The organism is Desulfovibrio sp. 7SRBS1, from assembly GCF_049723905.1.
Classification (GTDB): Bacteria; Desulfobacterota; Desulfovibrionia; order Desulfovibrionales; family Desulfovibrionaceae.
This window is the reverse complement of record NZ_JBJKFD010000001.1, coordinates 1,518,996-1,542,875: the sequence shown is the minus strand read 5'-3', so window position 1 is coordinate 1,542,875 and position 23,880 is coordinate 1,518,996. Positions and strand designations below refer to the sequence as shown.

General features: G+C 55.8%; 19 protein-coding genes. 8 read left to right on the top strand and 11 right to left on the bottom strand.

The annotated features are described in order from the left end of the window. Nucleotides 1-5: 5 nt before the first annotated feature. Genes hydE through ACI0FJ_RS07195 form a run of 4 tightly spaced genes read left to right on the top strand, consistent with a single transcriptional unit; the run spans nucleotide 6 to nucleotide 4,330 of the window. Complete coding sequence (gene hydE / locus ACI0FJ_RS07210; protein ID WP_424301059.1) at nucleotides 6-1,019, top strand: [FeFe] hydrogenase H-cluster radical SAM maturase HydE; 1,014 nt, start codon at nucleotides 6-8, stop codon at nucleotides 1,017-1,019. Continuing rightward, nucleotides 1,012-1,815 (top strand): AAA family ATPase, encoded by an 804-nt coding sequence (locus ACI0FJ_RS07205; protein ID WP_424301056.1) that lies wholly within the window; start codon nucleotides 1,012-1,014, stop codon nucleotides 1,813-1,815. The genes hydE and ACI0FJ_RS07205 overlap by 8 nt, the downstream gene beginning before the upstream one ends. Next, on the top strand, nucleotides 1,808-3,106 hold the full coding sequence (locus ACI0FJ_RS07200; protein WP_424301053.1) for a nitrogenase component 1: 1,299 nt from the start codon (nucleotides 1,808-1,810) through the stop codon (nucleotides 3,104-3,106). The genes ACI0FJ_RS07205 and ACI0FJ_RS07200 overlap by 8 nt, the downstream gene beginning before the upstream one ends. A gap of 18 nt (nucleotides 3,107-3,124) precedes the next feature. Then, on the top strand, nucleotides 3,125-4,330 hold the full coding sequence (locus ACI0FJ_RS07195; RefSeq protein ID WP_424301050.1) for a nitrogenase component 1: 1,206 nt from the start codon (nucleotides 3,125-3,127) through the stop codon (nucleotides 4,328-4,330). Between the two features lie 203 nt (nucleotides 4,331-4,533). On the opposite strand, the gene ACI0FJ_RS07190 is transcribed toward ACI0FJ_RS07195, so the two are convergent. After that, entirely contained in the window at nucleotides 4,534-5,592 is a 1,059-nt protein-coding gene (locus tag ACI0FJ_RS07190) for a type IV pilus twitching motility protein PilT (RefSeq protein WP_424301047.1), read from the bottom strand. 303 nt (nucleotides 5,593-5,895) lie between these two features. On the opposite strand from ACI0FJ_RS07190, the gene ACI0FJ_RS07185 reads away from it, so the two are divergent. Continuing rightward, nucleotides 5,896-6,699: a prepilin peptidase gene (locus ACI0FJ_RS07185; RefSeq protein ID WP_424301044.1), complete on the top strand. Its 804-nt coding sequence runs from the start codon at nucleotides 5,896-5,898 to the stop codon at nucleotides 6,697-6,699. A 213-nt stretch (nucleotides 6,700-6,912) separates the two neighbouring features. Here the strand turns inward: ACI0FJ_RS07185 and ACI0FJ_RS07180 are convergent, their stop codons facing one another. From ACI0FJ_RS07180 to ACI0FJ_RS07135, 10 genes are all read right to left on the bottom strand, one after another. Next, complete coding sequence (locus ACI0FJ_RS07180; protein ID WP_424301041.1) at nucleotides 6,913-9,045, bottom strand: LamG-like jellyroll fold domain-containing protein; 2,133 nt, start codon at nucleotides 9,043-9,045, stop codon at nucleotides 6,913-6,915. Nucleotides 9,046-9,060: 15 nt separating this feature from the next. Next, nucleotides 9,061-9,570, bottom strand: coding sequence for a PulJ/GspJ family protein (locus tag ACI0FJ_RS07175; RefSeq protein ID WP_424301038.1), 510 nt, complete (start codon nucleotides 9,568-9,570; stop codon nucleotides 9,061-9,063). After that, on the bottom strand, nucleotides 9,571-10,041 hold the full coding sequence (locus ACI0FJ_RS07170; RefSeq protein ID WP_424301036.1) for a prepilin-type N-terminal cleavage/methylation domain-containing protein: 471 nt from the start codon (nucleotides 10,039-10,041) through the stop codon (nucleotides 9,571-9,573). Next, nucleotides 10,038-10,526, bottom strand: coding sequence for a pilus assembly FimT family protein (locus tag ACI0FJ_RS07165; protein WP_424301033.1), 489 nt, complete (start codon nucleotides 10,524-10,526; stop codon nucleotides 10,038-10,040). Before ACI0FJ_RS07165 ends, ACI0FJ_RS07170 begins: the two co-directional genes overlap by 4 nt. Nucleotides 10,527-10,754: 228 nt before the next feature. Beyond that, on the bottom strand, nucleotides 10,755-11,177 hold the full coding sequence (locus ACI0FJ_RS07160; protein WP_424301030.1) for a type II secretion system protein: 423 nt from the start codon (nucleotides 11,175-11,177) through the stop codon (nucleotides 10,755-10,757). A 249-nt stretch (nucleotides 11,178-11,426) separates the two neighbouring features. Further along, nucleotides 11,427-12,794, bottom strand: coding sequence for a sigma-54 interaction domain-containing protein (locus tag ACI0FJ_RS07155; protein ID WP_424301027.1), 1,368 nt, complete (start codon nucleotides 12,792-12,794; stop codon nucleotides 11,427-11,429). Between the two features lie 115 nt (nucleotides 12,795-12,909). After that, the gene (locus ACI0FJ_RS07150; RefSeq protein WP_424301024.1) at nucleotides 12,910-14,127 is read right to left on the bottom strand and encodes a type II secretion system F family protein; all 1,218 of its coding nucleotides are present in this window, start codon (nucleotides 14,125-14,127) and stop codon (nucleotides 12,910-12,912) included. Between the two features lie 13 nt (nucleotides 14,128-14,140). Beyond that, the gene (locus ACI0FJ_RS07145) at nucleotides 14,141-15,841 is read right to left on the bottom strand and encodes a GspE/PulE family protein (RefSeq protein WP_424301021.1); all 1,701 of its coding nucleotides are present in this window, start codon (nucleotides 15,839-15,841) and stop codon (nucleotides 14,141-14,143) included. Nucleotides 15,842-15,854: 13 nt separating this feature from the next. Further along, nucleotides 15,855-16,433, bottom strand: a complete 579-nt coding sequence (locus ACI0FJ_RS07140; protein WP_424301018.1) for a hypothetical protein — start codon at nucleotides 16,431-16,433, stop codon at nucleotides 15,855-15,857. Continuing rightward, nucleotides 16,433-18,412, bottom strand: a complete 1,980-nt coding sequence (locus ACI0FJ_RS07135) for a hypothetical protein (RefSeq protein WP_424301015.1) — start codon at nucleotides 18,410-18,412, stop codon at nucleotides 16,433-16,435. Before ACI0FJ_RS07135 ends, ACI0FJ_RS07140 begins: the two co-directional genes overlap by 1 nt. Nucleotides 18,413-19,136: 724 nt before the next feature. Between ACI0FJ_RS07135 and ACI0FJ_RS07130 the strand changes: the two genes are divergently transcribed. From ACI0FJ_RS07130 to ACI0FJ_RS07120, 3 genes are all read left to right on the top strand, one after another. Beyond that, a complete protein-coding gene (locus ACI0FJ_RS07130; RefSeq protein WP_424301012.1) occupies nucleotides 19,137-19,661 on the top strand; it encodes a hypothetical protein in 525 nt (174 codons plus the stop codon). Nucleotides 19,662-19,715: 54 nt separating this feature from the next. Further along, nucleotides 19,716-21,446, top strand: a complete 1,731-nt coding sequence (locus ACI0FJ_RS07125; protein WP_424301010.1) for a secretin N-terminal domain-containing protein — start codon at nucleotides 19,716-19,718, stop codon at nucleotides 21,444-21,446. 322 nt (nucleotides 21,447-21,768) lie between these two features. Then, nucleotides 21,769-23,706 carry an ExeA family protein gene (locus tag ACI0FJ_RS07120; RefSeq protein ID WP_424301007.1) on the top strand — a complete coding sequence of 646 codons (1,938 nt, stop codon included), beginning with the start codon at nucleotides 21,769-21,771 and terminating at the stop codon, nucleotides 23,704-23,706. Nucleotides 23,707-23,880: the final 174 nt, after the last annotated feature.

Genomic DNA, 23,880 nt, shown 5'->3' with positions numbered 1-23,880 from the left:
TGGATATGGAGAGGAAGGAGATTGTAGCCCTGCTGCGCGACGAGCAGAACCAGCAGGCGTTGTTTGACCGGGCCGACACGGTGCGCCGGGAAGAGTGCGGCGACACGGCGCAATTGCGTGGGGTGGTCCATTTTTCCAACTATTGCTGCCGCGAGGATTTGTACTGCGGGCTGCTTAAAAGCAACACCAAGACCAAGCGTTTCCGCATGAGCGAGGACCAGATAGTGGAAACAGCCTTGGGAATTGCCGAAAGCGGCCTGAGGACCGTGGTGCTGCAATCCGGCGAGGACTACCACTACACGCGTGAATCGCTGTGTTCCATCATCCGGCGCATTCTGGAGCAGGCCGACGTGGCCATTACCCTGAGCCTTGGCGAGCGCCCCTTGGAAGACATGCGTGCCTTCCGCGAGGCCGGGGCCAGCCGCTACCTTATGAAGCACGAGACCATGAACCCGAAGCTGTATTCGGTCATGCGTCCCGGGCTGCGGCTCAAGGATCGGCTCGAAACCATCCGTGCCCTTCGCGAGCTGGGGTATCAGGTCGGGGTGGGTAACATTGTGGGCTTGCCGGGGCAGACCATTGAGGACCTTGCAATGGACATTGAGTTCTTTGAAGAGTTCCAGCCGGACATGATCAACATCGGCCCGTTTATTCCCCATGCGGACACACCGTTGCGCGACAATCCGGCCGGCGATCCGGAACTTATGCTGCGGGTCTTTGCCCTGGCCCGGATTGTAACCCGGAATACGCACCTTGCAGCAGCCAACACCGTGGCGACGCTGCTGCCGGAGGACGGCCAATACCGGGCCTTCGTCCAGGGCGGGGCAAACGTGGTCATGCCCAATTGCAATCCATTCCGCAAAAGCAAGGCAGACAAGATCGAATACGAATTTCAGATTACGACCCAGAAGCGCTACGTCACAATCGACGAAGCCAGAAACGTATTGCGCCGCGCAGGGCGCACTCTTGCCGATGGCAAGGGTGATTCACTCAAGATGCAGGGAGGCAGTTTTGATTAAAATCGCTATCTACGGAAAAGGGGGCATCGGCAAATCCACGGTGACCTCCGGCATTTCCGCCGCACTGGCTGCGGACGGCAACAGGGTGATGCAGATAGGCTGCGATCCCAAGAGTGATTCCACCATCAACCTTTTGGGCGGAGAGACCGCGCCTCCAATTCTCCAATACATGCAGGAGAACGGCAAGCCCGACACTCTGGACAGCATCGTTCGCCAGGGCTTTGGCGGCGTAAGTTGCCTCGAAGTGGGCGGACCGTCGCCCGGCGTCGGCTGCTTTGGCCGGGGCATGCTCACGGCCTTTGAACTGCTGGACGAGATGGACGCCTACGGGACCTACTCACCCGACGTGGTCTTTTACGACATTATGGCGGACATCGTGTGCGGTGGCATTGCCGTGCCCATGCGGGAGGGCCTTGCCGACATGGTGTTCATCGTCACTTCGGGCGAGAAGATGGCGCTTCTGGCCGCAAAGAACATCATCTTGGCTCTGCGCAACTTCGCGGACCGTCATTATGCCAAGTTGGGCGGTCTTATTTTGAACCGGCGGGACATGCCCGACGAAGTGGAGCGCGTGCAGGAATTTGCCCGGACCATGGATACGTCCATCATCGGCATCATCCCGCGTGACCGGAACATCCACACCTATGAAGAGCAGGGCAAGACGATTGTGGAGGGCGACCCCAGCCTGCCCACCTCGGCCTGTTTTTTCGATCTTGCCCGGACCATACAGTCCTTTGCCCATGGTGACGGGCCGGTTCCTGTACAGGAATATGCTGCGGGGGAAACCCATGCCTAATGAAAAGACCTGCATCAGAGTGGGAGATTTGAAAAGCAGGGAGGATTTTCCCTTTGCCCGGCTGGAAGGCGTGGGGCCGAACCTGGCCGGTTGGGGCGTGGTGGAAACCTGCCTGCTGTTGCCCGAAGCCGTGTGCATCATGGCTGGCCCGTCAGCCTGCCTGCGCCATTCCGCCTTCATGGCCCACGCCCGTGGGTTTACAGAGCGGTTCTTCATGCTCTGCACCCCGGAACTGGACATGACCCTGGGGCGGCATCTGGACATCGTGGAGAAAGGCATTGCCGAAATTGCCGCCCAGCGCGAGGAAAAGGTGGTTTTTCTCATCGTCTGCTGTCCGGACTATATTCTGGGCACGGATTTTACCGGCGTCATCGAGCGGCTCGAAAAGCAGACGGGAAAACACATCATCCTGGGGGCCATGGCTCCCATAACCATCGGGCTTAAAGACTCGCCTTTCACCTCGGCGTATTCGTCGTTTTATGATTTTTTAAAACACGTGGAGCGCAAGCCGGACCCCGATGCCGTCAACCTTTTGGGAACCTTCATGCCCCTGTCGGATTCGGGCGAGTTGTACCGGGTGCTGCATGGTGCGGGCATTTCCAAAGTCCATCAGATTCCGCTGTGTGACGACTTGGAGCAGTTTGCGCAAATGGCGCACGCGGGCTCGTCCCTGGTGTTGCATCCGCTGGCCAACGGTTTGAACAGCAGCATGGAAAAGGGGATGGGCATAGCCTCCGCCTTTGTTCCCACCTCGTACGGTTTTTCTTCCATTGCCACATGCTACGATCGCATTGCCGCAACCATCGGGCGTTCTTTGGACACCGAAAGTATCGAGGCCGAGGCCCGAAAAGCCGCAGCTCCTTTGCTGGAGGATTTAAAGGGCAAGACCATTGCCGTGGGATGCAGCATCAACGGAAGCCCTTGGGAACTGGCCACGGCCCTGGTGGAATTCGGGCTGCAAGTGGACGTGATTTTCGCGCGGGGGACCTTTAAGCCCTACGAGTGGGGATACATTGAGCGGTTGCGCGAAATTGCCCCGGACATCCGGGCCTTCAATGCTTCACATCCCAGTCTGTGCGGGAAAACTGCTCCCTTCGACCATGTGGACCTGGCCTATGGCGTGGACGCGGGAATCTTCTGCACCAAGGCGGCCAATGTGCCCCTTTCGCGCTACCAGGAGCAGATGCACGGCTACGAGAACACCCTTTGGATGCTGGAGCAGACACGGGCGGCGTTGACCAACCCGGTGGCGAATTACGAGTGGATCTACCACCATGACTTTCTCATCTGATGCAAGGAACAGGCGAACATGAAAATATATCACAAGCTTCTTCCCCTTGCCACGGGCTACTTCGGCGTCAGCTCCGCGTTGTATTCGTACGGCGGCCTGGTGGTTGTTTACGGACCGGCAGGCGGGGCCTGGCACATCAATATCGAGGATGAGCCGCGTTGGTACCGTGGCCCGGCCACGGTTGTGGGGGCCGGACTGCTGGAGATGGACGTCATTTTGGGAAACGAGAACAAGTTTATCGACAATATTGCCGAGGTCGCCACGCAATTGGAGCGGCAGTTTATCGTCCTGGCCGGTACGCCCATCTCGGAAATCATTGGTACGGACCTCAAGGGCTTCAGCCGAATGTTGGAAACCAGGACCGGGCTGCCCGTGTTCATGGTGCCCACAGCCGGTTCCGAGCCATACCCCGAGGGCGCAGGCAAGGCCCTGGTGGCTCTGGCCCAGAAATTCATGGGCCAGCCGCAGGAAAAGACGAAAAACAGTATCAACGTGGTTGGGGCCGTGCATCTTTCCACTGGCAGGGAAGAGCGACTGACTCCCTTGTTTGATGCCATAGAGCAGGCAGGCTTTTCCCTGAACAGCGTGCTTTCTCCGTTTCGGCAGGAAGATGACCCTCTGGACGCCGTGCGCAAGGCCCCTAATGCGGGAGTGAACCTTGTCATATCGTCCAGCGGCGTGGCTTTGGCGGATTACATGTACGCGCAGTATGGCATTCCGTACGTGGTGGGCATGCCGGTGGGGCGGCAGGGCTGGAAGGAACTGTCGGCGCTGCTCCGGTCAGAGGCCGTTCCCGTCGCAGCATCGCCGGAACGGACAGCATCGGTTCGCCACGCCCTTGTCATTGGCGAACCGGTCATGAGCTATGGAATTCAGCGTTGTCTGCGCGCCGATTTCGGCATCGGGCGGGTTGACGTGGTCTCAGTTACTCCGGACGAACCGTTGTTCAAACCGGCGGAAGGTCGTGTTGCCGTGTTTGCTGAGCGGGGCGGGCAGGACAGCTGCACGGACGGCGAACAGGAAATTGCCGACCTCATGAACGATCCTTCCGTGGACTGCATCGTGGCCGATCCTTGCTACGAGCCGCTATTGGAACAGCCCAAAAAGTTCATCAGCCTGCCGCACATGGCCATGAGCGCCAGGTTCCATTGGGACCAGCCGTACGATTACGCGGTGGATAAAGGGTATACGTATTTTGCCGGGCAGTTGTTTGCCGGGGAATGATAGCCCGTGCAATGGCCTTTTGCCCAAAAGCGGTGAGGTTTTTTGCGGGATTTTTTAGCCTTTGTACTGAAAAGAGGGGCATGCTTTGTAATAAAAGCATGCCCCGAAATTTTTGCAACCGGCGAGGCGAGCAGTACAACTGAGGGCTGTCAGTATTGTCTGCGGCAACTCCCGAAGTAGGCGTTTGACCGGGCAGGCAAGCTTCAGGAGGAGAGGAACGGCTTGAAACGATCCTTGTCAAAGGCCTGGGCATGGGCGTCTTCCGCCGAGATATATCCTTTTTCCAGGCTCGTCTGGATGTCGTCGTCAAGCAGGCGCATGCCGTTTGCCTTGCCTGTCTGGATAACGCTTGTGAGCTGGAATGTCTTATTTTCGCGGATGAGATTCCGGACGGGAGAAGTGGCGGTCAGAATTTCCAGGGCGGCGACGCGACCGGGCCGATCTTTTCGTTTGAAAAGCACCTGCGAGATGATGGCGCGCAGGGAATCCGCAAGACTGGTGCGGATTTGTGCCTGCATGTTGGCGGGGAATACCTCGATGATGCGGTCCACGGTTTTGGCTGCGGAAATGGTGTGGACCGTGGAAAGGACCAGATGCCCGGTCTCCGCAGCTTCCAGGGCCAGCTGGATGGTCTCCAGGTCGCGCATTTCTCCCACCAGGATGATGTCGGGGTCTTCGCGCAATGCTCCGCGCAGTGCGGTTTTGAAATCCCTGGTGTCGCGTCCGACCTCGCGCTGGTTGATCAGACAGCCCTTGGGCTGGTGAACGAACTCGATGGGGTCCTCAATGGTGATGATATGGTCGCGCCGTTCTTCGTTGGCGTGGTCCAGCATGGCGGCCAGGGTTGTGGATTTGCCGCTGCCCGTGGGGCCCGTTACCAGCACCAGTCCTTTCGGCTGCATGGCAAGTTCTTTGAGCAGTGGGGGAAGCCCCAGAGCGTCGATGGATTCGATTATTTGCGGCACTTCGCGGAATACGGCGGAAATTCCTCTGGACTGGCGAAACAGGTTGCCGCGGTAGCGGGCCAGATCCGGTATTTCCAGGCCAAAGTCCACATCGCCCGTGGAATCGAATTCCCTCATCTTTTCTTCGGGAACAATTTCAGCAAGGATTTCCCTCAGTTCCTGGTCCGAAAGTTCCTTGTGCGTCACCCGTACCAACTCTCCGTGCAGCCTGATGAACGGCTGCTGGCCGCTGGAAAGGTGGAGGTCGGAACCTTTGTTTTTGTGCAGCAACTGAAAAAAAGCTGTTATCTGGGCCATGAAATATATCTCCTCGCAGGGCGTTGGTTGCATGAATATAGAGGATGCCCCGTCTACCGGCAAGAAATCCGGGCAAGAAAAATGGGAAGCAAGGAATGTCTTCGGGCTGCCGGAAGTGGTGAAGGTTCGGCTGGGTAGTCAGGAGAGGGCTGTTATATTTTGTCCGAAATGACGTCTTGATGTTGCGGGGGATGCAAAGCTTAACTAAGGTACGACACTTTCAATTCGTTTTGCCAAGAAATTGAAATTCAAATCGAACATATCCGGCGGAATATACTGTAGGCCGAATGGAAGGGGGGCTTGATGACTGAATTTCTGACTGCATGGTGGCTGGCAGCGGCTGTGGTGGGGCTTGTGCTGGGAAGTTTCTACAATGTCTGCATCCACAGGTACATCACGGGGCAGTCCATTGTATTTCCGGCCTCGCATTGCCCCCATTGCCTTAAAAAGCTGAAGGCCTGGGAGCTGGTGCCGGTTCTCAGCTGGCTGATGCTGCGCGGCCGTTGTTCCGGCTGCAAAAAGCCGATTTCCCCTCGCTATCCCATTGTTGAACTGATTTCCGGCCTGTGGGCGCTGCTTTTGGCTATCAAATTCGGGTTCACAGCGCCCTGGCTGGTGTTCATGGTCTTTGGCGGCATGTTCATCGTTGCATCGGCCATAGATTTCGAATTGTTCATCCTGCCGGACATCATCACGCTTCCGGGAACGGTTTTGGCGCTTGTCGCCTCGATTTTTATCTTGGGATTGCCCTGGAAGGCCGCGCTTATCGGAGCTGCCGCAGGCGCGGGGGCGTTGTGGCTGCTGATGGTTCTCTACAAGCGGTTGCGCGGAGTCGAGGGCATGGGGCTGGGCGATGTAAAGCTCATAGCGCTTATTGGCGGGCTGCTGGGATGGCAGGCGTTGCCGCTGGTTATTCTGTTGGCAGCGGGCAGCGCGTTGGTCGGCAGCATTGCTTTTCTTGCTCTGCGTCCCGGGAGCCGAGAGGGCGAGGAAGGTGGTGTGGGTCGGATTGCAGTACCCTTTGGACCTTTTTTGAGCTTCGGTGCAATGGTCTTCATCCTGTACGGCCATGAAATCTGGCACTGGTACCTGAAGATGGTGCTGTAAGAGCCGTTTCCCAGACATATTCTAAGGTCTTTTCTCGCGTGCACTGGCATTCGGTTGCCCTCGTGTCGCCCCCCCTTGTATTGTTGCATCACAAAAACTGATGCTGTCGCGTGATACCGTGCTGTGCACTGCGTTGCGCAAAAGATAGGACGCCCTGAAAGCGATTGCTTTCAGGGCGTCCTGCAAAATACACACAGTCTACGGGCGCGCAGATTACGGCGTCGGATAGTACTTGTGATAGTAGGTCTTTATTTCTTCTTCCGTCAGGGCGCGGTTGTATATGTACAGCTCGTCCAGATTTCCATGAAATTGGCCATGTTGCGGGTTTTCACCGACGAACAGTTCTCCGTTGCCGGCCCCTGCCGAAAAGTTCAGGCTGGCCGAGTTGTGCATGTATATGCCCACGGCCCGCTGGCTTAGAATATACAGGTCCATTCTCCCCGCGTTTTTGTCCCATGTTCCCGCAATCAGCGTGTATGGAGCGGGCACCAGCGGTACGTTGTGCACTGCGACCGTGGCGATTCTTCCCCTGTTGCCCACGCTAAAATATACAGAGCTGTTGTTGCCCCAATGGGCATGGTCCGTATCCAGGGAATAGATGAACCGGGATGAGTAGAGATGCTTTTTGAGGGTGTCCAGTTTCCGGACCAGCGTGCCGCCCGTGTTGTCCGCAAGGGATACCCAAACCATCACCGTACCGGCATCCGTCAGGCTGAGGACGTTGCTGGGATATTCGCAGAGCGCATACCCGAGCCAATACCCTGGGTAAAAGGTGCACAGTGTGGCACCAATGTGGGCACTGCCCGGCACCGCGCCACCCGATAGCGAGATGTCGTTGCCGTTGCCGCTTACATCCGGCGTACTCTCGTATCTCCAACTGTACGGGTTGTATGCGTAATTGTCGAAAGGCCAGTAGCCCACATAGTCATCGAGCTGCGGGCCCGGTTCTTCCTGGCGGATGGCGAGTTTGAAGTCGTTTACGGTGACGAGTTCGGTTTCCACTCCCGTTCCATAGGTGAAGCCGAAGAAAATCTTGTCCAGGGCGTTATGTCTGGTTTCGTCCAGGGTTATGGTGTGCGTCAGCACGGGCGTGGGAGAGTCGGCCTTATAGTCCTCGCGTACATTTTTATAATCTTCCGTCGGCGGCGTGTCGGTAATCCAGGTCTTGAGCAGGTAGGTATAGGTGCCGTCCGCATTGGGCTTGAGGCTGCGGTGGATTTCTTCCCGGCAGTAATATGTGGTGCCCCGCTTCAGCCAATTGCTGGCGGATGTATTGTAGTAATAGCCGGATTCCGAGATGGGGTTTTGCGGATAAATGTGGCTTCCTTCCGTTCCTGCGCCGTGCTTGTTGTCGTCGTAGGTCCAGATAAGAGGCTTGTTGCTGCCGCAGCTGGTGGGATGCTCCCCCCAAAAAACATAAGCCATATGATCGTAGAAGGTCTTGTGGCTGCTGTTGCCGACAAGTTGGTCGTTGCGGCTGCCGGGGCGGCAGATATCTCCGGTTCCGCTGTTGTCGTAAATATCGAATTCCATTCCCAATTTAGGGGCGGGGATGCCTCTGTCGTCGGGACCGGGGCCGCCGTATCCCAGAAGCGAACCCATTTTCGGGTCGCCGCCGAGATCCAACGATGTGGCGTCGCCTGTTGCACTGCGTGCCACAAAGACGAAGCCGTCGCCCGTGGATTGCGGGGCGAACTTGAATTCAAAATAGGTTCTGAGTCCGTACTTGAACGACGTTTTGCCGTGCCGTGCTCCGGCGTCGTAGCCCGTGTACCAGGCGGCTCCGGACTGGTACTGTCCGCTCTGCGCATTGTTCCCTTTGCCCAGCTTCCCCATGGTCAGGTTGCCGTCTTCCAGGCGGATATTGTCGCCTACAAAGCGCATGTCGTGGAAGTCGCCGTCGTCGCTGTCCACGATGTCGGAAGGCTCGCCCACTCTGCCCGAGTACGTGGCACGGGTGGTGTAGCTTTTTGCCCCGGGGGAAAGGGTGGCGACAGAGGTTACGGAATATTGGCTTGTCCCGTCGACCTTTTCGACCGAAAGGGTGAAGCTCTGCTGCGACCCCAGAGAAATGGTTTTGCCGTTCAGGCTGTCTGGATTTTCGCCGCGCCTGATCTGTTCGCGTGCGTAGTTGAATCCCGAGCGGGCCACGTAGGCGGCATTGCTGCGTCGGGTCGCTTCAATTTCGTTGAGGGCGGATGTCTTGGATACGCTGAGAATGCCCGCGCCGATGGCCCCTATGATGACCATGGCGGCGATAGCCCCCAAGAGGACCGATCCCCGCTGGGATGTCCTGGCGGCGGTTGCCGGAAAGAGATTTTGGATAAAATGGAGGATGTGCTGCATGACCGCTCCGGCGTTTTACGAGCCGCTTGCCAGTTTTACCCGGGTGATGAAGATATGGGGCGTATTGTTTGTCCCGGTCATGGTCAATTTGATCTGCACCAGTTTGGTCTTCGGGGTGACCGTGCTTTTTGCGCTGCCGTCAAAGGTTTCGAAATATTTGAACTCAAGTCCGCTGACCTGATCTGCCAGAGTGTGGTTGTCGAGAGTGACGGCACGCTGCTGCGACGCAAGGCTGATGGTGTGCTCCTTGGGTGTCTCTTCATCCGAAAATATGGGGGTGTATTTGATTTGTGTCGCACTGCCGATCTCGAAGTCGGTGACCCGGGTGTGCGACAGCTCCACCCGCATACGCGCCATGGCGGATTGCGTCTTCTGGCTGAGCCCCGCGTTTTCGTTTGTTATAACCCAGCTTTTCATGAATGCGGTAAGCCCCAAGCCCGCCCCGACGCCGATAATGCCCAGAATGACTATGGCGCAGATGAGCTCTATGAGCGTGAAGCCGTGTTCTTTCCTGTTACCGTTCATTCAATCCACCGGGAAAAAATAGGTCAGGCGCAGGCCCTGGTTTGTCGAACTGGCTATGGTTAGCCGCACACCGTCGCAATTTTCCATGGTAACGCCGGAGCTTGTTTCTCCGCCGTTGGCAAAGCGTATCAGATTGTTTTCAATAACCTGATACGGGTAATCCGCGCCGTCATCGAGCCCCTCTCCATAATCCGTATTGCTGATGTGACTTTGGTGGAAGTCTTCAACCGCCTGAACCGCGTCCGGCTGCGCCTCGAAGTCGACGATGATGTTTTCCATGACCGCGTTGAGCAGGAGTGAATCCTTCAGGCGCGCGACGCTTTGCACAACAGGCGCGGTACCCTCGGTTATGTAGGGTACTGCGGCGGCGGCAAGTATGGCAATGACCACAATGGTCAGGACCAGCTCGATGAGGGTGAAGCCCGCGGAATGGCCAGAGTGTACGGTTGCGTGCAGGCGGCGGGTTTTCATGGGATGAACCCCGTTTGCTGCGTGATGGTGATGGTTTTGCCCGAACCGTTGACCGTGACCGTCTGGTTTGCGGTCAGCACTTGTTGTCCGTTTACCGGACGCCCCCGCGGATCGAACTGGATGGTCCTGGGGGTGGCGCTGACGCCGGAAGGAAAAGTGTGTTCCGAGGAGTTGGTTCCAGGGATGGATTCCTTGGTGGAAGGACTCGTGAGGCGGTAGAGGGTATACTTGTTCGCTTCGATAACAACACCCCACGGGACGATATCACTCATGGCTCGTGTTTGGGCATACCGGAGCACGAGCTTGAGAGCTTCGGACTCTGCAGCCGCATTGATCTGGGAGGTGCTGAACATCCGGGGGATCGCAACAAACGCCATGATGCCGAGAATGAGCATGACGGCAATGAGTTCTATGAAAGTGAAGCCGGTTTCTCTGCGGAAAAACCGTAGGCGGTGGAGGTGGGAAATGTGACGGGTGCTGCTCATTGCAAATTGTTGCGTAGCGTCTCTCTTCTACCGGTTGTTTCCCTTTTTCGGGAAGAATCGTCTCCTCATCTGGAGCATTGTTCGTCGTGCCGGGGAACGGCATGATGGAACGTTTCGTTGTGGCGATTCCGCTGCAGGTGCATTCCGTAACGTGGAATGGTTCCCGGCGTCTCCTTTGGACAGAGAGCCGGGAACCGAATTGTTGTAGTAGGCTAAGGCTGTTTCAAATCAGCTGTTGCTTTGTGGCTGCGGCTCAGCTTTAGTGAAGCTGACAGCAGGGATCAGTTGTCCGGTTGCCGTGGTCAGCGACAGAGTGTATGCATGTCCGCTGATGGTGACTGCACCGCTACTGGTCATTCCGTGCCAGGGACCGGTGGCACCGCCGGGGGTGTTTGCCAGGAGGTCCTTAACCGCCACTAAATCATTGGGTGCGGCGTATGTTTGGCCATCGGCGACCTGTTTGGCAAAGTCCAGAGCAATGGCCGAGTTCATGGCACCGACAACGCCCTGAACCTGGGCGTCAGCGGCTTTTTCACTCAGATCGATATATTTGGGAACGGCCACCACAGCGAGAATGCCGAGAATGACCATCACGGCAATGAGTTCGATGAGGGTGAAGCCTTGCTGGTTACTTTTCCTTGTCTTTTGCATTTCGTCCTCCAATAAATGGTTTTATGTGCACGTTGTGTGGAGCATTCAATAAATAAAGCCAATTTATGACGCCTGAAACTGAAATGCTCGTCAATTATTCAACGTCATGTGCCGTTGCTGGCTTCTTTTAAGCACTAAATGTGCCAAGATGGCAATTTTGTAGGTGAAAATGCTCTAATTTACTTTGTTTATTGATAATTTTTATTTTGCAAAAAGTGGTCATGCGCGACATCCTCCAAAAAATGGAGGCTATTCTTCAATTTTTGAAGCCTTTTTAGCGAGGAAAGAGGCTGCATCTCCCCGCAGAGCAGTGGGATCCACCTCATATTTTTTTACCCGGTGCCAGAGGCTGCGTTCCTTGATGCCGAGTATCTCGGCCGCACGGACCTGAACGCCTCCAGAGCGTGTCAGAGCGGATATGATGGCAGCCTTTTCCATATCGCCGAGCCAGTTATCCAGCCCCCGGCTTTCGACCTGCTGGAAGGCAATGTCCTGATTCTGCGACTCGATGCGTACGGAGAGGTGGGCAGGAGTTATGCACGTGTTGCCGCAGAGTACGGCGGCCCGCGCAAGGGAGTTTTTCAGTTCGCGCACGTTGCCTCCCCAGGGGGCGGCCATGAGGGTTTGCAGTGCTTCGGAAGATATTTCGCAGCCTTCGCCCGCCTCGTCGAGAAAACGTGTCGCCAGCAGCGGTATGTCTTCCTGCCTTGCCCGCAGGGGCGGCAGCTGCAGGGGGAAGACATTGAGCCTGTGGTAAAGGTCTTCGCGGAATTTCTTTTCTTCCATCATCTGGGAAAGATCGCGGTTTGTAGCCGCTATGAAACGGACGTTGAAACGTACCGGCGAGTTGCCACCAACGCGCTCGCATTGGCCCGTTTCCATGGCGCGCAGAATTTTTGCCTGGGTATCCAGAGGCATGTCGCCGATTTCGTCCAGAAACAGCGTGCCTCCGTCGGCCTGTTCGAATTTCCCCATGCGCCGGGCGTCCGCTCCGGTAAAGGCGCCTTTTTCATGGCCGAAGAGTTCGCTTTCCAGAAGTCCGTCGGGAATGGCCGCGCAGTTGATGGCGATAAAAGGACCGGAAGCTCGTTTGCTATGGTCGTGTATGGCGCGGGCAAAAAGTTCCTTGCCGGTCCCCGATTCTCCCAGGAGCAGCACGGTCGCATCGGTCGGCGCCACCTTGAGCGTTTGCGAGAGAACGCCGCGCATGGCTTTGCTCTGCCCCACTATATTGGGAAACAGGGCTTGTGCTTCCAGCTTGTCCAGTACCTGGGTAACCTGCGCCATTATGTTGCCAAAGTGTGTCAGTTCCGGCTGGCTGGTGCCTTTGGTCTCGTCTGACGGTTGTATTGGGACCAATACTTCCAGCTTTGTGCTTTTCTTCAGGAAATCCTGCATGGGGCCGAGAAGCCAGCGCACTGCAATTGCAGATGCAATGAAAGTGCATACGCCTACGTTGGTGGCCATCCAGAAGAGCTGGTTTCCTTCCGCCGTGGAGGAAACGGCCTGTGGGGCCATCACAAGATGGGTAACAACAAGGGCAAAGACTGCTCCTCCGGCGATGATCAGGGGCAGCAGTATGGTCAGGCTCAGGTCAAAGCGTGTGCGTGTGTTCACTGGCAGTTGCTCCACGAAGTTGACGTCGGGTACGGCAAATTTTCGGGGCGGCATTTGGTGCTGGTTGCGGTGTGTGGTACGGTCCGGGCATAGGCAATACGCTTCGGGCTGTGCATCACATATTCACCATGTTTGTGAGATCCCACATGGGCAGGAATATGGCCAGAGCAAAAAATCCCACCACGGCTGCCATGCACAGCATGAGCACGGGGCCTATAAGTTCGGACATGCGGGAAATGGAGTGGGAGACTTCGTAGTCGTAGTGGTCGGAGACTTCCTTGAGCATGATGTCGAGGTTACCGGATTCTTCGCCGATAACGATCATATTGATGACCATGGGGGGAAAATATCTGGACGATTTGAGCGGCTCGGCCAGTCCGTGTCCTTCCTTTATCTTGTCGCGCAGATTGTCGAACTCGCGGGCAATGGCGGCGTTGCCTATGGTGCCCGAAATGATGTCGATGGTTTCAAGAATTGGAACGCCGCTCGACTGCAGAATGGAAAATATGCTTGCAAAGCGGGACATGGCGCCTTTTTGAAAGACGGGGCCGAGGAGCGGCAGGCGCAAAAGAATAGAGTCCCGCACGTACTTTCCCTGGGGCGTCTTGAGGTAGACGAACAATCCGCCGAAGACCGCGCCTGCGCCGATAAGCACGAAGGGCCAATCATTGGCCAGCAGTTCGTAAAGCGTCAGGCATAGCTTGGTGGGCCAGGGCAGGGTTAGCTTTGCCTGCCGGAATATCATCACAAACTTGGGCACAACGGTGGTCAGTAAAAAGAGAAAGGAGCCGAACAGCATGACCGAAACGATCATCGGATAGGTCATGGCCGAGGAGATATCCTTGCGCACCTTGTATTCGTGCTGGATGATGTAGCTGAGTCTGTCCAGAATGGCGGGCAGGTTGCCGCTGTATTCGCCCGTGCGCAGCATGTTGCAGTACAGATCGGAAAAAACATGTTTGTGCTTGGAAAACGAAGCGAAAAGGGACATCCCCTGGCGCAGGTCCACGGCAATGATGGCCAGCACCTTCTGCAGTTGCAGACTTTCGGTCTGCTGCTCCAGCACCTGTATGCTTTTGACCACGGGAATGCCCGCATGGAGCATGGTACGGAACTGTTTGGTAAACAGGATCAGGTCAGTCGTCTTGACCTTGCCGAAGAGGACGATTTTTTTCTTTCCCCCCAAGGTGCCGACTCGCCTGGGGGTGAGCGCGGAAGGAATAAGCCCCCGCGACGCGATGATGTCTTCGGCTTGGGCGATGTTATCCGCGTCGACGTTTCCTTCGACCGTATCGCCTGTGTTCTTGATGGCTTTATAGTGAAATGAGGGCATGGTTTTTCCTTGATCAGACCAGAATTGCCGAGGCGGCTTCCTCAAGCGTGGTTATGCCTTGTTGTACCTTGGCCAGGGCATCCCTGCGCATGGTTGTGAACTTGGATGTTCTGGCGGCCGTGCGGGCAATCTCGCGCGATGTGGCGCGGTTGAGAATGAGCTCCTGGACCGCCTCGTCAATGAACAGCACCTCGAAAATTCCTGTACGGCCCTTGTAGCCGGTTTCACCGCATTGCAGGCAATGGCTGCCACGCATGAACTTGCTTACATCCGCATTTTCCAGGCCAAAGGCGCGCAGGGCTTGCGCGGGCGGTGTGTACGGCTCCTTGCAGCTTTCGCAGACCTTGCGCACAAGCCGTTGGCCTATGCAGGCCAGCAGCACGGAGGAGACCAGAAAGGGCTCTATGCCCATGTCGATAAGGCGAGTTACGGCCCCGGCCGCTGTGTTGGTGTGCAGGGTGGAGAGCACCAGATGGCCGGTCATGCCCGCCTGAATGGCGATGGCCGCGGTTTCCGGGTCGCGGATTTCGCCCACCATGACGATGTTCGGGTCCTGGCGCAGTATGGAGCGCAACCCGCTGGCAAAGGTCATTCCCGCCTTGCGGTTCAGCTGGGCCTGACGCACGCCGGGCATGCGGTATTCCACCGGATCTTCCAGCGTAAGGATATTGGCATCCGGGCGGTTGAGCATGGAGAGCAGGGAATAGAGGCAGGTGGATTTGCCGCTGCCGGTGGGGCCTGTCGCCAGAATCAGCCCGTACGGCCTGCGCAGGGCCCTGGCGATTTTTTTTCTATCCGCCTGGTTCATTCCCAAGGCTTCCAGAGAGTAAATTTCCGCGTCGGTGTTCAACAGACGCAGTACCAGGTTTTCCCCGTAAATGGTGGGCATGATCGAAGCGCGCACATGGATTTCCTTGGACTCCATCTTGAAGCTGAAGCGCCCGTCCTGGGGAATGCGCGAAACCGCGATATCCATGTTTGCCATGATCTTGAACCGCGAGATGACTGGCAAGAACATGCTCTTGGGAGGAGCAGGAATGTCCCGGAGCCTGCCGTCTATCCGAAAGCGCAGCTGCACCTGGTCCCTTTCCGGGCTCAGATGAATGTCGCTGGCGTTTTCCTGCACGGCCTGGTTAAGGATGGTGTTGACGATCTTTACAACCGGGGCATCGTGGATCATGTCCTGAATATTGCTCAGGTCCTGTTCATCCGGGCCTGCGCCGGAATATGCAATTGCATCGGCCGGTTCTATTTCCGAAAGCATTTGCCCCATGCCCGCGGCCATGCCGTAAACCGCCGACATGAGGCGGTTCAGCTCCTGGTTGGTACAGAGCAGGGGGTCGACTTCGGTGTTGGTTTCAATTTCCACCGCGTCCAGGGCATTGATGTCCATGGGGTCGGTAATGGCCACCTGAAGCAGATAGCCCGACTGGGAAAGGGGAACCATATGGTACTTCTGCGCCATGGCTATGGGCAGCAGCGTGGACGCATCGGAGGCTATGGGGTTTTTGGCTGGACTGTAGCGAGGAATGCCCAGCTGCCTGCTGAGCATGTCCAGAATGTCGCTTTCCCGTATAAGTCCTTTCTGTACCAGAAATTCTCCCAACTTGACGTCGGAAGAACGGTTTTCCTCAAGGGCTTTATCGAGCTTTTGCGGCGTTATAAGCTTCTCTTCCAGAAGCATTTGGCCCAGTTTTTTTCGAACCTTCAGCATAAAAAGCCCCAGGCTATGATTTGCGGTTTGTTTGCTGTGTGTTGGGGGGTGCCGCGCTTCGTTGCGCAAGCTGGAAACGGAACGTGGCGTTGATGAGCACTGTGGGCCCGTCCTCGCGTATGGAGAGCGACCGCATGGTATTGGCATACGGCAGAATCGCCATTTTGAGGAGAAAATCGCGAAGCTTCGTGAACTCTCCCTTGAGCCTGCAGCTGATGATTACGGCCTGGGCGTCTGTGGAAAATGCTGCGGACTGCGGCGCAACTTCCAGAATTTCAAATCCGCTTCGGGCCGCCCTGTCCATGATGTCGTTGATCAGGGGGTAGAGCTGTCTGGGGGGCAGCGGGGTGTTCAGCACACCGGGCAGAACGCTGTAGGAGGGGACGTTTTGCCGCTCCTTCAAGGTGTTGAAAAACGGCCGCAACAGTTCTTGCTGGGCCAGAAGGTTTTTGCGCTCGGAGATGATCTGCTCCAGCTGTTCTTTCTGGACATGGTTCTGGTACACCTCGAAATAGCCGAGCAGCCCCAGGGCAGCCAGACACAAGAGGGTGGGCAGAATAATGCGGAATGAACCGGAAGGCGGGCGTGTCATCAGGAGGTCGCCTCCTCGTCGTTGAGGAGATCAATGTTCAAAGTGAAGGAGAGAACCTTATTCCCCTTTTCCTCTCCCATTGCTTCGGTGATGCTGCGGGGCACCTCCGGCATGGCGAACAGCGGAGAAAGTTCGAGCTTGAGCAGATAGGAGGATAAAGTTGCCTCCAACGTGCGTACATCCCCCTGAACAAAGCCTTCCATCACCAAAGTGTAGCGGGGAGCCTTGTTCTTGACGGAAGCCGCCTGCGGTATTTTGGGGCGTCCGGGGAGCTCGTCGCGGGGCATAAGCTCCAGACGGATCAGCCGGATATCATCCGGTGTGAGCCGGGAAATTTCGCCCAGAACGGCAAGCCCCTGGTAGACTTGTCCGGTCTTTTTAAGCTCCTTGGCTAAATCCACCTCGGCCTTGCACTCCCCGTAGATGTCTCTGCTGGTTACCATTGAGCCGTGTTTCTGCACCTGGGTATTGATTGCTGCAAGTTGGGTGCGTAGGTCCGTAATGTCCTGCCGCTGCCAAATGCCTACTCCGGTCAGGACGACTGCCAACAGCAACGTGCAGGCAATGAGTATCTGGGTCTGCCCCTGACGAACAGCCTGGGCCTCGCGTTGTAAAAAGGGAACCAGCATGTTGGCCGAATGCATTTTGTTGGAAAGGGCCAGGGCGGCAGCCTTTGTCAGTCCCTGCCGTTCCGTCTCATGCGGCAGGAAAGGTTGGTCCGCCATTATGGGGGAGGAAAAAGGGTCCAGCAAAGTGCAGGGGATGTTGGTCAGCTCGCTGATGCGTCCGTGCAGTTTGTGGGAAAGGCAAAGATGGCCATTGAGGTAGATGCGGGCTACGGGTTCCCCTCCGGCTCTGGCCCGGAAATGATCAAAAGTCCGCTCTATCTGGCGCATGAAGCGATCCATTGCAGGAGTTATCCTGGTCAGGACTTCATCTTCGCTGAGTTCAGCCCCCGGCCCTGGGGAAAGGGGAGTGCCGAGAAGTTTGGCAAAAAGCACTTCCCAGGCCCTGGCGGCGTCCATTCGGGCGTTGGAAGCAGGCTGGTCCACGGCTCCGCTTCCATCCGGCGAAAGCTCGGGCATGCGTATTTCGCTCTGGGGACGCGTCTGGTTGTAGGAGCTCTCCAGGGCGTTGGCCATGGACTCCACCCCGCTTTTGACATTGCGGATAAGGGCCAGCTTGCCGTTTTGATAAATATCTATGCGCGACCATTCGCGTCCTATGAAGATACTGCCGCACACGCTGTCCCCGTCGCCCAGATAGTGTGTGGCAAAAAGGTTCTGAGTGGCCAGAGACGGCACTGTTGCACCCGTAAGAGGGTAGCCTATGTCGTTGAAAAGCGACCGCAGCGAGCTGACGTCCTTGCGTTCGGCAATCGCCACGTAGGCAAGGGTCTGCACCACGCCGTCTTCCACTGCCTCACCCACGATACCGCAGTCCATCACCTGGGTGTTTTCGTCAAAGTTCTTTTCCCGCCGGACCTTCCAGGTAATGGCTGCAGTGCGCTTGGCCCGGGGAAGCTTTGGGATGCGGATATGGGAAATCTCGACTTTGCCTTCGGGCAGCACGGCCCATACCTCGGGGCGGCGCACCTTGCCGCAAAAGGAGGTCATGTTCTGCTTGAGAAACGCGGCAAACCCCGGTGCGTCGGCGTCAATGCCTTCGGGAAAGGGAATATGCTGGAAGTCGGCAATGCGCGGCGGATTGTATGATCTGTCCACCCGGATGAGGTTCAGCCCCTCGATGCAGCAGGCAACGCCAATGACAACAGACTGCGACTGGAGTCCTCGCCTGACCAGGGAAAAAGATGTTTTTGCAGGGAAGATCACCTTTCGTGCGGAAGGGGAATCTCTTTTTTCCTGCAATACGGGGCGAGTGCGTTTCTTTTGGGGCACGGGCTGGGAACCCGAGTCGGGTTCGCGGATCAGCTCCAGAAGTTCATCTGTAGACGACGGCGCTTTGTTGTGTGTGTTCATACGGGTGTCGGCACGCTTTGGAATAGTTCGGCATTGGGCTGGTATGTGTCCGTCCTGTTCATGGTCTTTTGTTGTGCTGAACGAATGCGAATACAGCCCGGGAAGATACCTTGATAAGCAAACGTATTGTATTCTTTCATGTTACGCCTGATACGCACCTCCCAAAGGTATTGAGCCGTGGATCAAAGGTCGTGCTCTTTTTCAGATGCCTTTTTTTTCATAATTAGAGTAGCGTAAATAGCAAGAATTTAAAAGTTGTAACTCATTAAAGAATCTGGAACTTTTTTTCTTTTGTTCTGCTTTTGACTTATTTTTAATAAAATCAGTATGTTGTTTTGGATGTCCCCGTTTGCTGCTGTGTTTTCGTTCCTATTTTAATTTGTTGAAAAATATGTAATAATTGCTCATTAAAGTAGAAAACTTTGGTTGTAAACTGATGCACGCATTAGAATACATATTGAATACGAATTTCTAGAGAGCTCTTGCAAAAATAATGTACTTAATTGCAGAATGATGTTTGTTTTATGCAAAATGGGCAGTATGCAACTTTTTTGTTTTCTTCATAGTGGATTGAATCGGTCTGGTGTTGTTCTTTAAAAGACCTTTTGAGACACTGTGGATTGTTCTGCTTGTGGAATTTGGAGCTGTTCTGTTATGCAAAGAGTGTCTTTTCTTTTCCTTGTACTGAAAAAAACAGAACGTATTTGGCGGGTATAAGGAGTCCATGAACAGACAAAAGATCCTTGTCTTTATGATGAGCCTCGCTATCGGATATGCCGTGTATGTGTTGGGGGTCGATCATTTCGGGCGGGCGCAGGAGCAGAGCGGGAATACGCAATATACCGCAGATGCACAAAAAATACTGCTTAACGCCCAGGCGATTTTGAATAAACAGCAAGTTACCCCCCTCGACAAGTACAGGTTGCAGAGTGCATCCGAACCATGGGCAAACTCGCCTTTTTTTCAAAGGAAAATCGAAGAACCGACTCCTGTTTCTTTGGGGCCGCTGGATCGTTTCCTTCCAGCCATCGCAAAGGAAAAGAAGCTGGTGTACGACGGATATGTCGAAACCGGACGAGAACTTTGGGCCGTTATCAACGGGCGTGATTACCGTCCCGGCGAGCAGGTCGAGAACACCGAGTTTGTTGTGCTCAAAATAAGAAAAAGCGAAGTTGTTTTAGAAAGGAAGGCTACAGAAGGAAGGGAAGGTGAACGTAAAGTGCTGCAAATTGCGGATTTTACTTTTTAAATGCGGCATGTCAGGGAAGGGAACACGGCAATTTTGATGAAAAAGAGCTTCTTTTTGAAATATCTACAACTCCTATTGCTTGCGGCTCTGGTTTGTTTGGTTGTCGGCTGTGGGGAACGCGAACTGCCCAAAGATGATTTTCTCAATAAGTGGGAGAATATCGTAGAGCAGACCAAAAATTCTACCACACCCGTTGACGAACCCGCCCGCGACTACAGTGCCGAGGCCTGCATCAATTCCGTTGTTTTCGACACCGAGGACGACCAGACTCCCGGGCAATGTACGCCCGATCTTCCCAAAATTCCCATTACGCTGGATCTGCGCAAACCCGTTCCGGTAGGCACCGTTCTCAAGCTTCTTGCCCAGGCCGGTAAACGCAACATCGTTTTCAACCCCATACAAGTGGTCCAGGAAAACACCGGCATGGGGCCTCAGAACCTTGCAGCTAATGCAGCCAATGTAGCCGGAGCTCCGGTTCTTCCGGACCTGAATCGCAAGATCAACCTGAGCGTGACCGACGCACCCTGGGACGATGTTTTCCGCAGCGTGCTCAATGCACAGGGGCTTGCCTACCGGTGTGAAGGAAGCATCATCCGGGTGATGTCCCTGCAGGACCTCCAGCATATGAACAAGCTGGAAGAGGCGCGGCGGCTCTCCAGCGCCAACTATGGCACCGGCTTTTTCCGGTTGAAATATGCGGACGTCAACGACGTGAAGCAGACCGTGGCCGATTTTGTCGGAGCAAAAATTTACGGTTCTCCCTACGGCGGGGAAAAAATAACCGAAAAGGTCAGCGGAGAGTACGGGGGGGACGATTCGGGCGTGCTTTCCATTATCCGCAGCGATCAGAACAAACAAAACAAAGACGATACCAATGACGATGAAATCAAGGACAGCATGATGTACTCGCGGGTCGTCGTGGATCAGCTTACCAATACGCTGATTGTCCGTGCCCGGCAAAAAGAGCTGGTCAAGGTGAAGAGTCTCATCCGCTGTCTCGACCGTCCGCGCAAGAAAATTCTTATTACCGCGTTCATCGTCAAAACGTCCCGCAGTGTGGCCCGCGAACTGGGCATCCAATGGGGATGGAGCCTGAAAGGCTGGAAGAGCGGCACGCCCATTCAGTTTCGCAACGGGCAGAACGGTATTTCCGGCAGCGACAAGTACGGCATCAATTTTCCTTCACCGTCCGCTGCGAAAAGCCTTGACGGAAAGTTTCCCACTTCCGGAGCTGCGGGGAATTTTCTCCTGGGATTCCTGGACGGAAACTACCTGGAAATGCAGCTTTCGGCCCTGGATGAAGACGGCAAGGTCAACATCATTTCAAGCCCAACCATCGTGACCCTGGACAACCAGGGCGGCTATATCGCCAATGGTCTGGAAATTCCGTACCAGAAGAGCATAGCGTCCACAGGGCAGACCGAAGTGAGCTACGAGTTCAAGGAAGCCGTGCTCAAGCTTGAAATCGTCCCCCGCGTTATCGACAGCGAAACCATCAAGATGAAGATTGCCGTTACGGACAACTCCGTGGACAGAAGCGCGCAGCTGGACAAACTCGACGAGGTCGCTTCCATCCGCACCCGCGAGACAGAAACCGTTATGACCGTCCGCAACAACCAGACGCTGGTTATTTCCGGCCTTACGGAATCCACGGATGATTGGAGCGAAAGTGGCATTCCCGGGCTCAAGGACGTAGCGGGGATCGGCTGGCTCGGCAAGAACCAGAAAAAGGAAAAGAGCCAGGACCAGCTGATGGTCTTCATCCGTCCGACCATTATTCATTAGTGGGGTGTCCGCAAAATACGGAGACGTATTTTCAAAGGAACTGCTTCCTGTAGCGGTGCATGGCGGCCTATGCCCACCATATGACGTGCCGCTTATACCGCTGCTCTTTGCATGCCATGAATCGGACGCCATACCTGCGGGAAGGTCGGGCTGCCCTCCAAGTCTTTCCTTGCGAAGTACGTTGCGTAAAGATTAGATTGTTCGGCGTGCATCGGATTGGCCGTTCCGTTGTGGAGCCGACATCCGGTCGTGGCCGACTGTCGGGGGTGTGTATCCGGTGTGGATGCACTTGAATTGAGATTGAGTGGCGGGGACGACATCTATGGAATATTACTCTCTGCTCGGATTTACGCGAGAACCCTTTTCCAATTCCCCGGATCCCTCCTTTTTTTACCGTTCTTCCAGCCACGGGGAGAGCCTCAACAGGTTGGAAATCGCCGTTCGCCTCAAGCGCGGGGTGAATGTCGTGCTGGGCGAAGTGGGCACGGGTAAGACCACGCTCAGCCGCATGCTTCTTCGTTCCCTGACCAATGACAAATCCATCCGCACCTACCTTGTTCTGGACCCTTATTTTGCCACCCCGGATGATTTTCTGGCCCATCTGTACGTCATGTTTTCCGGCGAAGAAGAGCCTGTGGGGCTGCCCCGGCGCGAAGTAACGGAACGGCTGAAAAAAGAAATTTACCGTCAGGCCCTGGAGTGCGGCGATACGCTGGTCCTGGTCATTGACGAGGGGCAGAAGGTCAGTGTCGATTGTCTGGAAGTGATCCGCGAACTGCTCAACTACGAGACCAACAGCGAAAAATTGCTGCAGGTGATCATTTTCGGACAAAACGAGCTGGCCTCGGTTATTGATAACCTCCCCAACCTGCGGGACCGCATCAACGAGTATTTGCAGCTCGAACCGCTTACCGCCAAACAGACCAGGGAGATGATCCACTACCGCCTGCGCGTGGCCGGTGGAAAAAATGCCTGCAAGATTTTTCCCTGGCAGGCCTGCCGTGCCATCCACCGCGTCACGCAGGGGCACCCCCGGCGGATCATGCACCTTGCCCATCAGTCTCTTCTTGCCCTCATCATCCGCAACGACCGCAAGGTCAGTCCTGCCTTGGTAAAGGCCTGTGCCGCACGTACGGCCCCCCAGCCCCGGCGTTGGCTCCAGCCTTGGGCCAAAACAGCCGCAACAGCTGCCGGGGTTCTCTGTTTGGGCCTTTTGGGCTGGCAGATTCTCGGGATGGATATTGGGCGGCTGGCCGCAAAGTGGACCTCTGGCATCCCCGCAATCAACCGACTGGTGAGCGGCGAAGATGTCGCCCTTCCGCTGGAGGCGGTGCCGAAAAATAGCCCTTCTGCTTCCTCTTCGGGGAACTCCATGGCCGCTGCTGTTGCTGGACGCAATGTGGGGCCAGCTTTTCCCGTTGCCGGTGAAGTCAGGGTACACGTCCGCAGCGTCCCTTCGGCAGATGTCTACTCGGTAGCCCAGGCGACCGATCTTGCAGCTGGTCCCTTGGGCAAAGCTTCTGAACCGCCACGGACTGAGAACAACTCCATGGCTGCGGATGCCACGGAAGTCCCCAAGCAGACGCCCCGTACTGTTTCAGCAAAAGGGAAGGTGGGAAAAAAGCTTTCAGCAAAGGGCGGAGCTGAACAGGTCGCGGTTCTGAAAACGGCCGGAACAGTAAGAACGAGGGAGTCAGCGGCCTTCTTCCCGGAGCAACCGGCAGCCTCTGTAGACGGCAGACCGACCACGTTGGGGTATCTGGTTGTTCAGCGAGGATCGCTTGTCTCGCGTATGATCGACCGGGTGTACGGCGTCTACCGGGATGCCTACCGCGACGAGGTGAAGCGCGCCAATCCTTCGATTCGGGATTTCAAGCATTTGGAAATCGGAGACCGGGTCCATTTGCCCGCCATTCCCTTTCCTTCAGCTCCCGAGTATCTGGATGGATATGTGTTGCGGATTGGTGAGTTCGATGCGCTGGGGCGGGCCTATGCGTTCCTGCGGGCGCATTCGGCAATAGGCGCGTATTTGCGGCTGGTACCGTACTGGAATCCGCAGAATGGAATGCGTTTCGTGATCATCGGCCCCGGAGTGTACAAGGACATGCGCTCTGCCGAAAAGGCTTTGCACAAGTACGAGGCCGCCGCAGGCATCCCCATGAGCATTGTCCACGGGTTTCCCCAAGGCACAAAGTTCTACCACAATTTTCACGTCCCAAAGCCCCTGGACTGGCGCAACAGGTCGTTGGCCCGAAAGTAGGCTTTCTGCCCGAGCCGTGTTGATGGGCCAGACGTGGAAGCGCGTCCCAATTTTTCTTTATATTTCTTGAAAAGTAAGACCACGACATCCTGCCCCGGCTGCAAAAGTCCGGGAGTCTGCCCGTGTGCGTGATGTTTGTGGACGAAATGTTCCCCATTTTCCCCGGTCCCTTCA

Coding starts and splice junctions, on each gene's coding strand:
- ACI0FJ_RS07185 (WP_424301044.1), top strand. CDS start 5,896: ATGACTGAATTTCTGACTGCATGGTGGCTGGCAGCGGCTGTGGTGGGG.
- ACI0FJ_RS07200 (WP_424301053.1), top strand. CDS start 1,808: ATGCCTAATGAAAAGACCTGCATCAGAGTGGGAGATTTGAAAAGCAGG.
- ACI0FJ_RS07160 (WP_424301030.1), bottom strand. CDS start 11,177: ATGCAAAAGACAAGGAAAAGTAACCAGCAAGGCTTCACCCTCATCGAA.
- ACI0FJ_RS07195 (WP_424301050.1), top strand. CDS start 3,125: ATGAAAATATATCACAAGCTTCTTCCCCTTGCCACGGGCTACTTCGGC.
- ACI0FJ_RS07150 (WP_424301024.1), bottom strand. CDS start 14,127: ATGCCCTCATTTCACTATAAAGCCATCAAGAACACAGGCGATACGGTC.
- ACI0FJ_RS07190 (WP_424301047.1), bottom strand. CDS start 5,592: ATGGCCCAGATAACAGCTTTTTTTCAGTTGCTGCACAAAAACAAAGGT.
- ACI0FJ_RS07140 (WP_424301018.1), bottom strand. CDS start 16,433: ATGACACGCCCGCCTTCCGGTTCATTCCGCATTATTCTGCCCACCCTC.
- ACI0FJ_RS07170 (WP_424301036.1), bottom strand. CDS start 10,041: ATGAAAACCCGCCGCCTGCACGCAACCGTACACTCTGGCCATTCCGCG.
- ACI0FJ_RS07135 (WP_424301015.1), bottom strand. CDS start 18,412: ATGAACACACACAACAAAGCGCCGTCGTCTACAGATGAACTTCTGGAG.
- ACI0FJ_RS07175 (WP_424301038.1), bottom strand. CDS start 9,570: ATGAACGGTAACAGGAAAGAACACGGCTTCACGCTCATAGAGCTCATC.
- ACI0FJ_RS07120 (WP_424301007.1), top strand. CDS start 21,769: ATGGAATATTACTCTCTGCTCGGATTTACGCGAGAACCCTTTTCCAAT.
- ACI0FJ_RS07130 (WP_424301012.1), top strand. CDS start 19,137: ATGAACAGACAAAAGATCCTTGTCTTTATGATGAGCCTCGCTATCGGA.
- ACI0FJ_RS07165 (WP_424301033.1), bottom strand. CDS start 10,526: ATGAGCAGCACCCGTCACATTTCCCACCTCCACCGCCTACGGTTTTTC.
- ACI0FJ_RS07145 (WP_424301021.1), bottom strand. CDS start 15,841: ATGCTGAAGGTTCGAAAAAAACTGGGCCAAATGCTTCTGGAAGAGAAG.
- ACI0FJ_RS07180 (WP_424301041.1), bottom strand. CDS start 9,045: ATGCAGCACATCCTCCATTTTATCCAAAATCTCTTTCCGGCAACCGCC.
- hydE (WP_424301059.1), top strand. CDS start 6: ATGGAGAGGAAGGAGATTGTAGCCCTGCTGCGCGACGAGCAGAACCAG.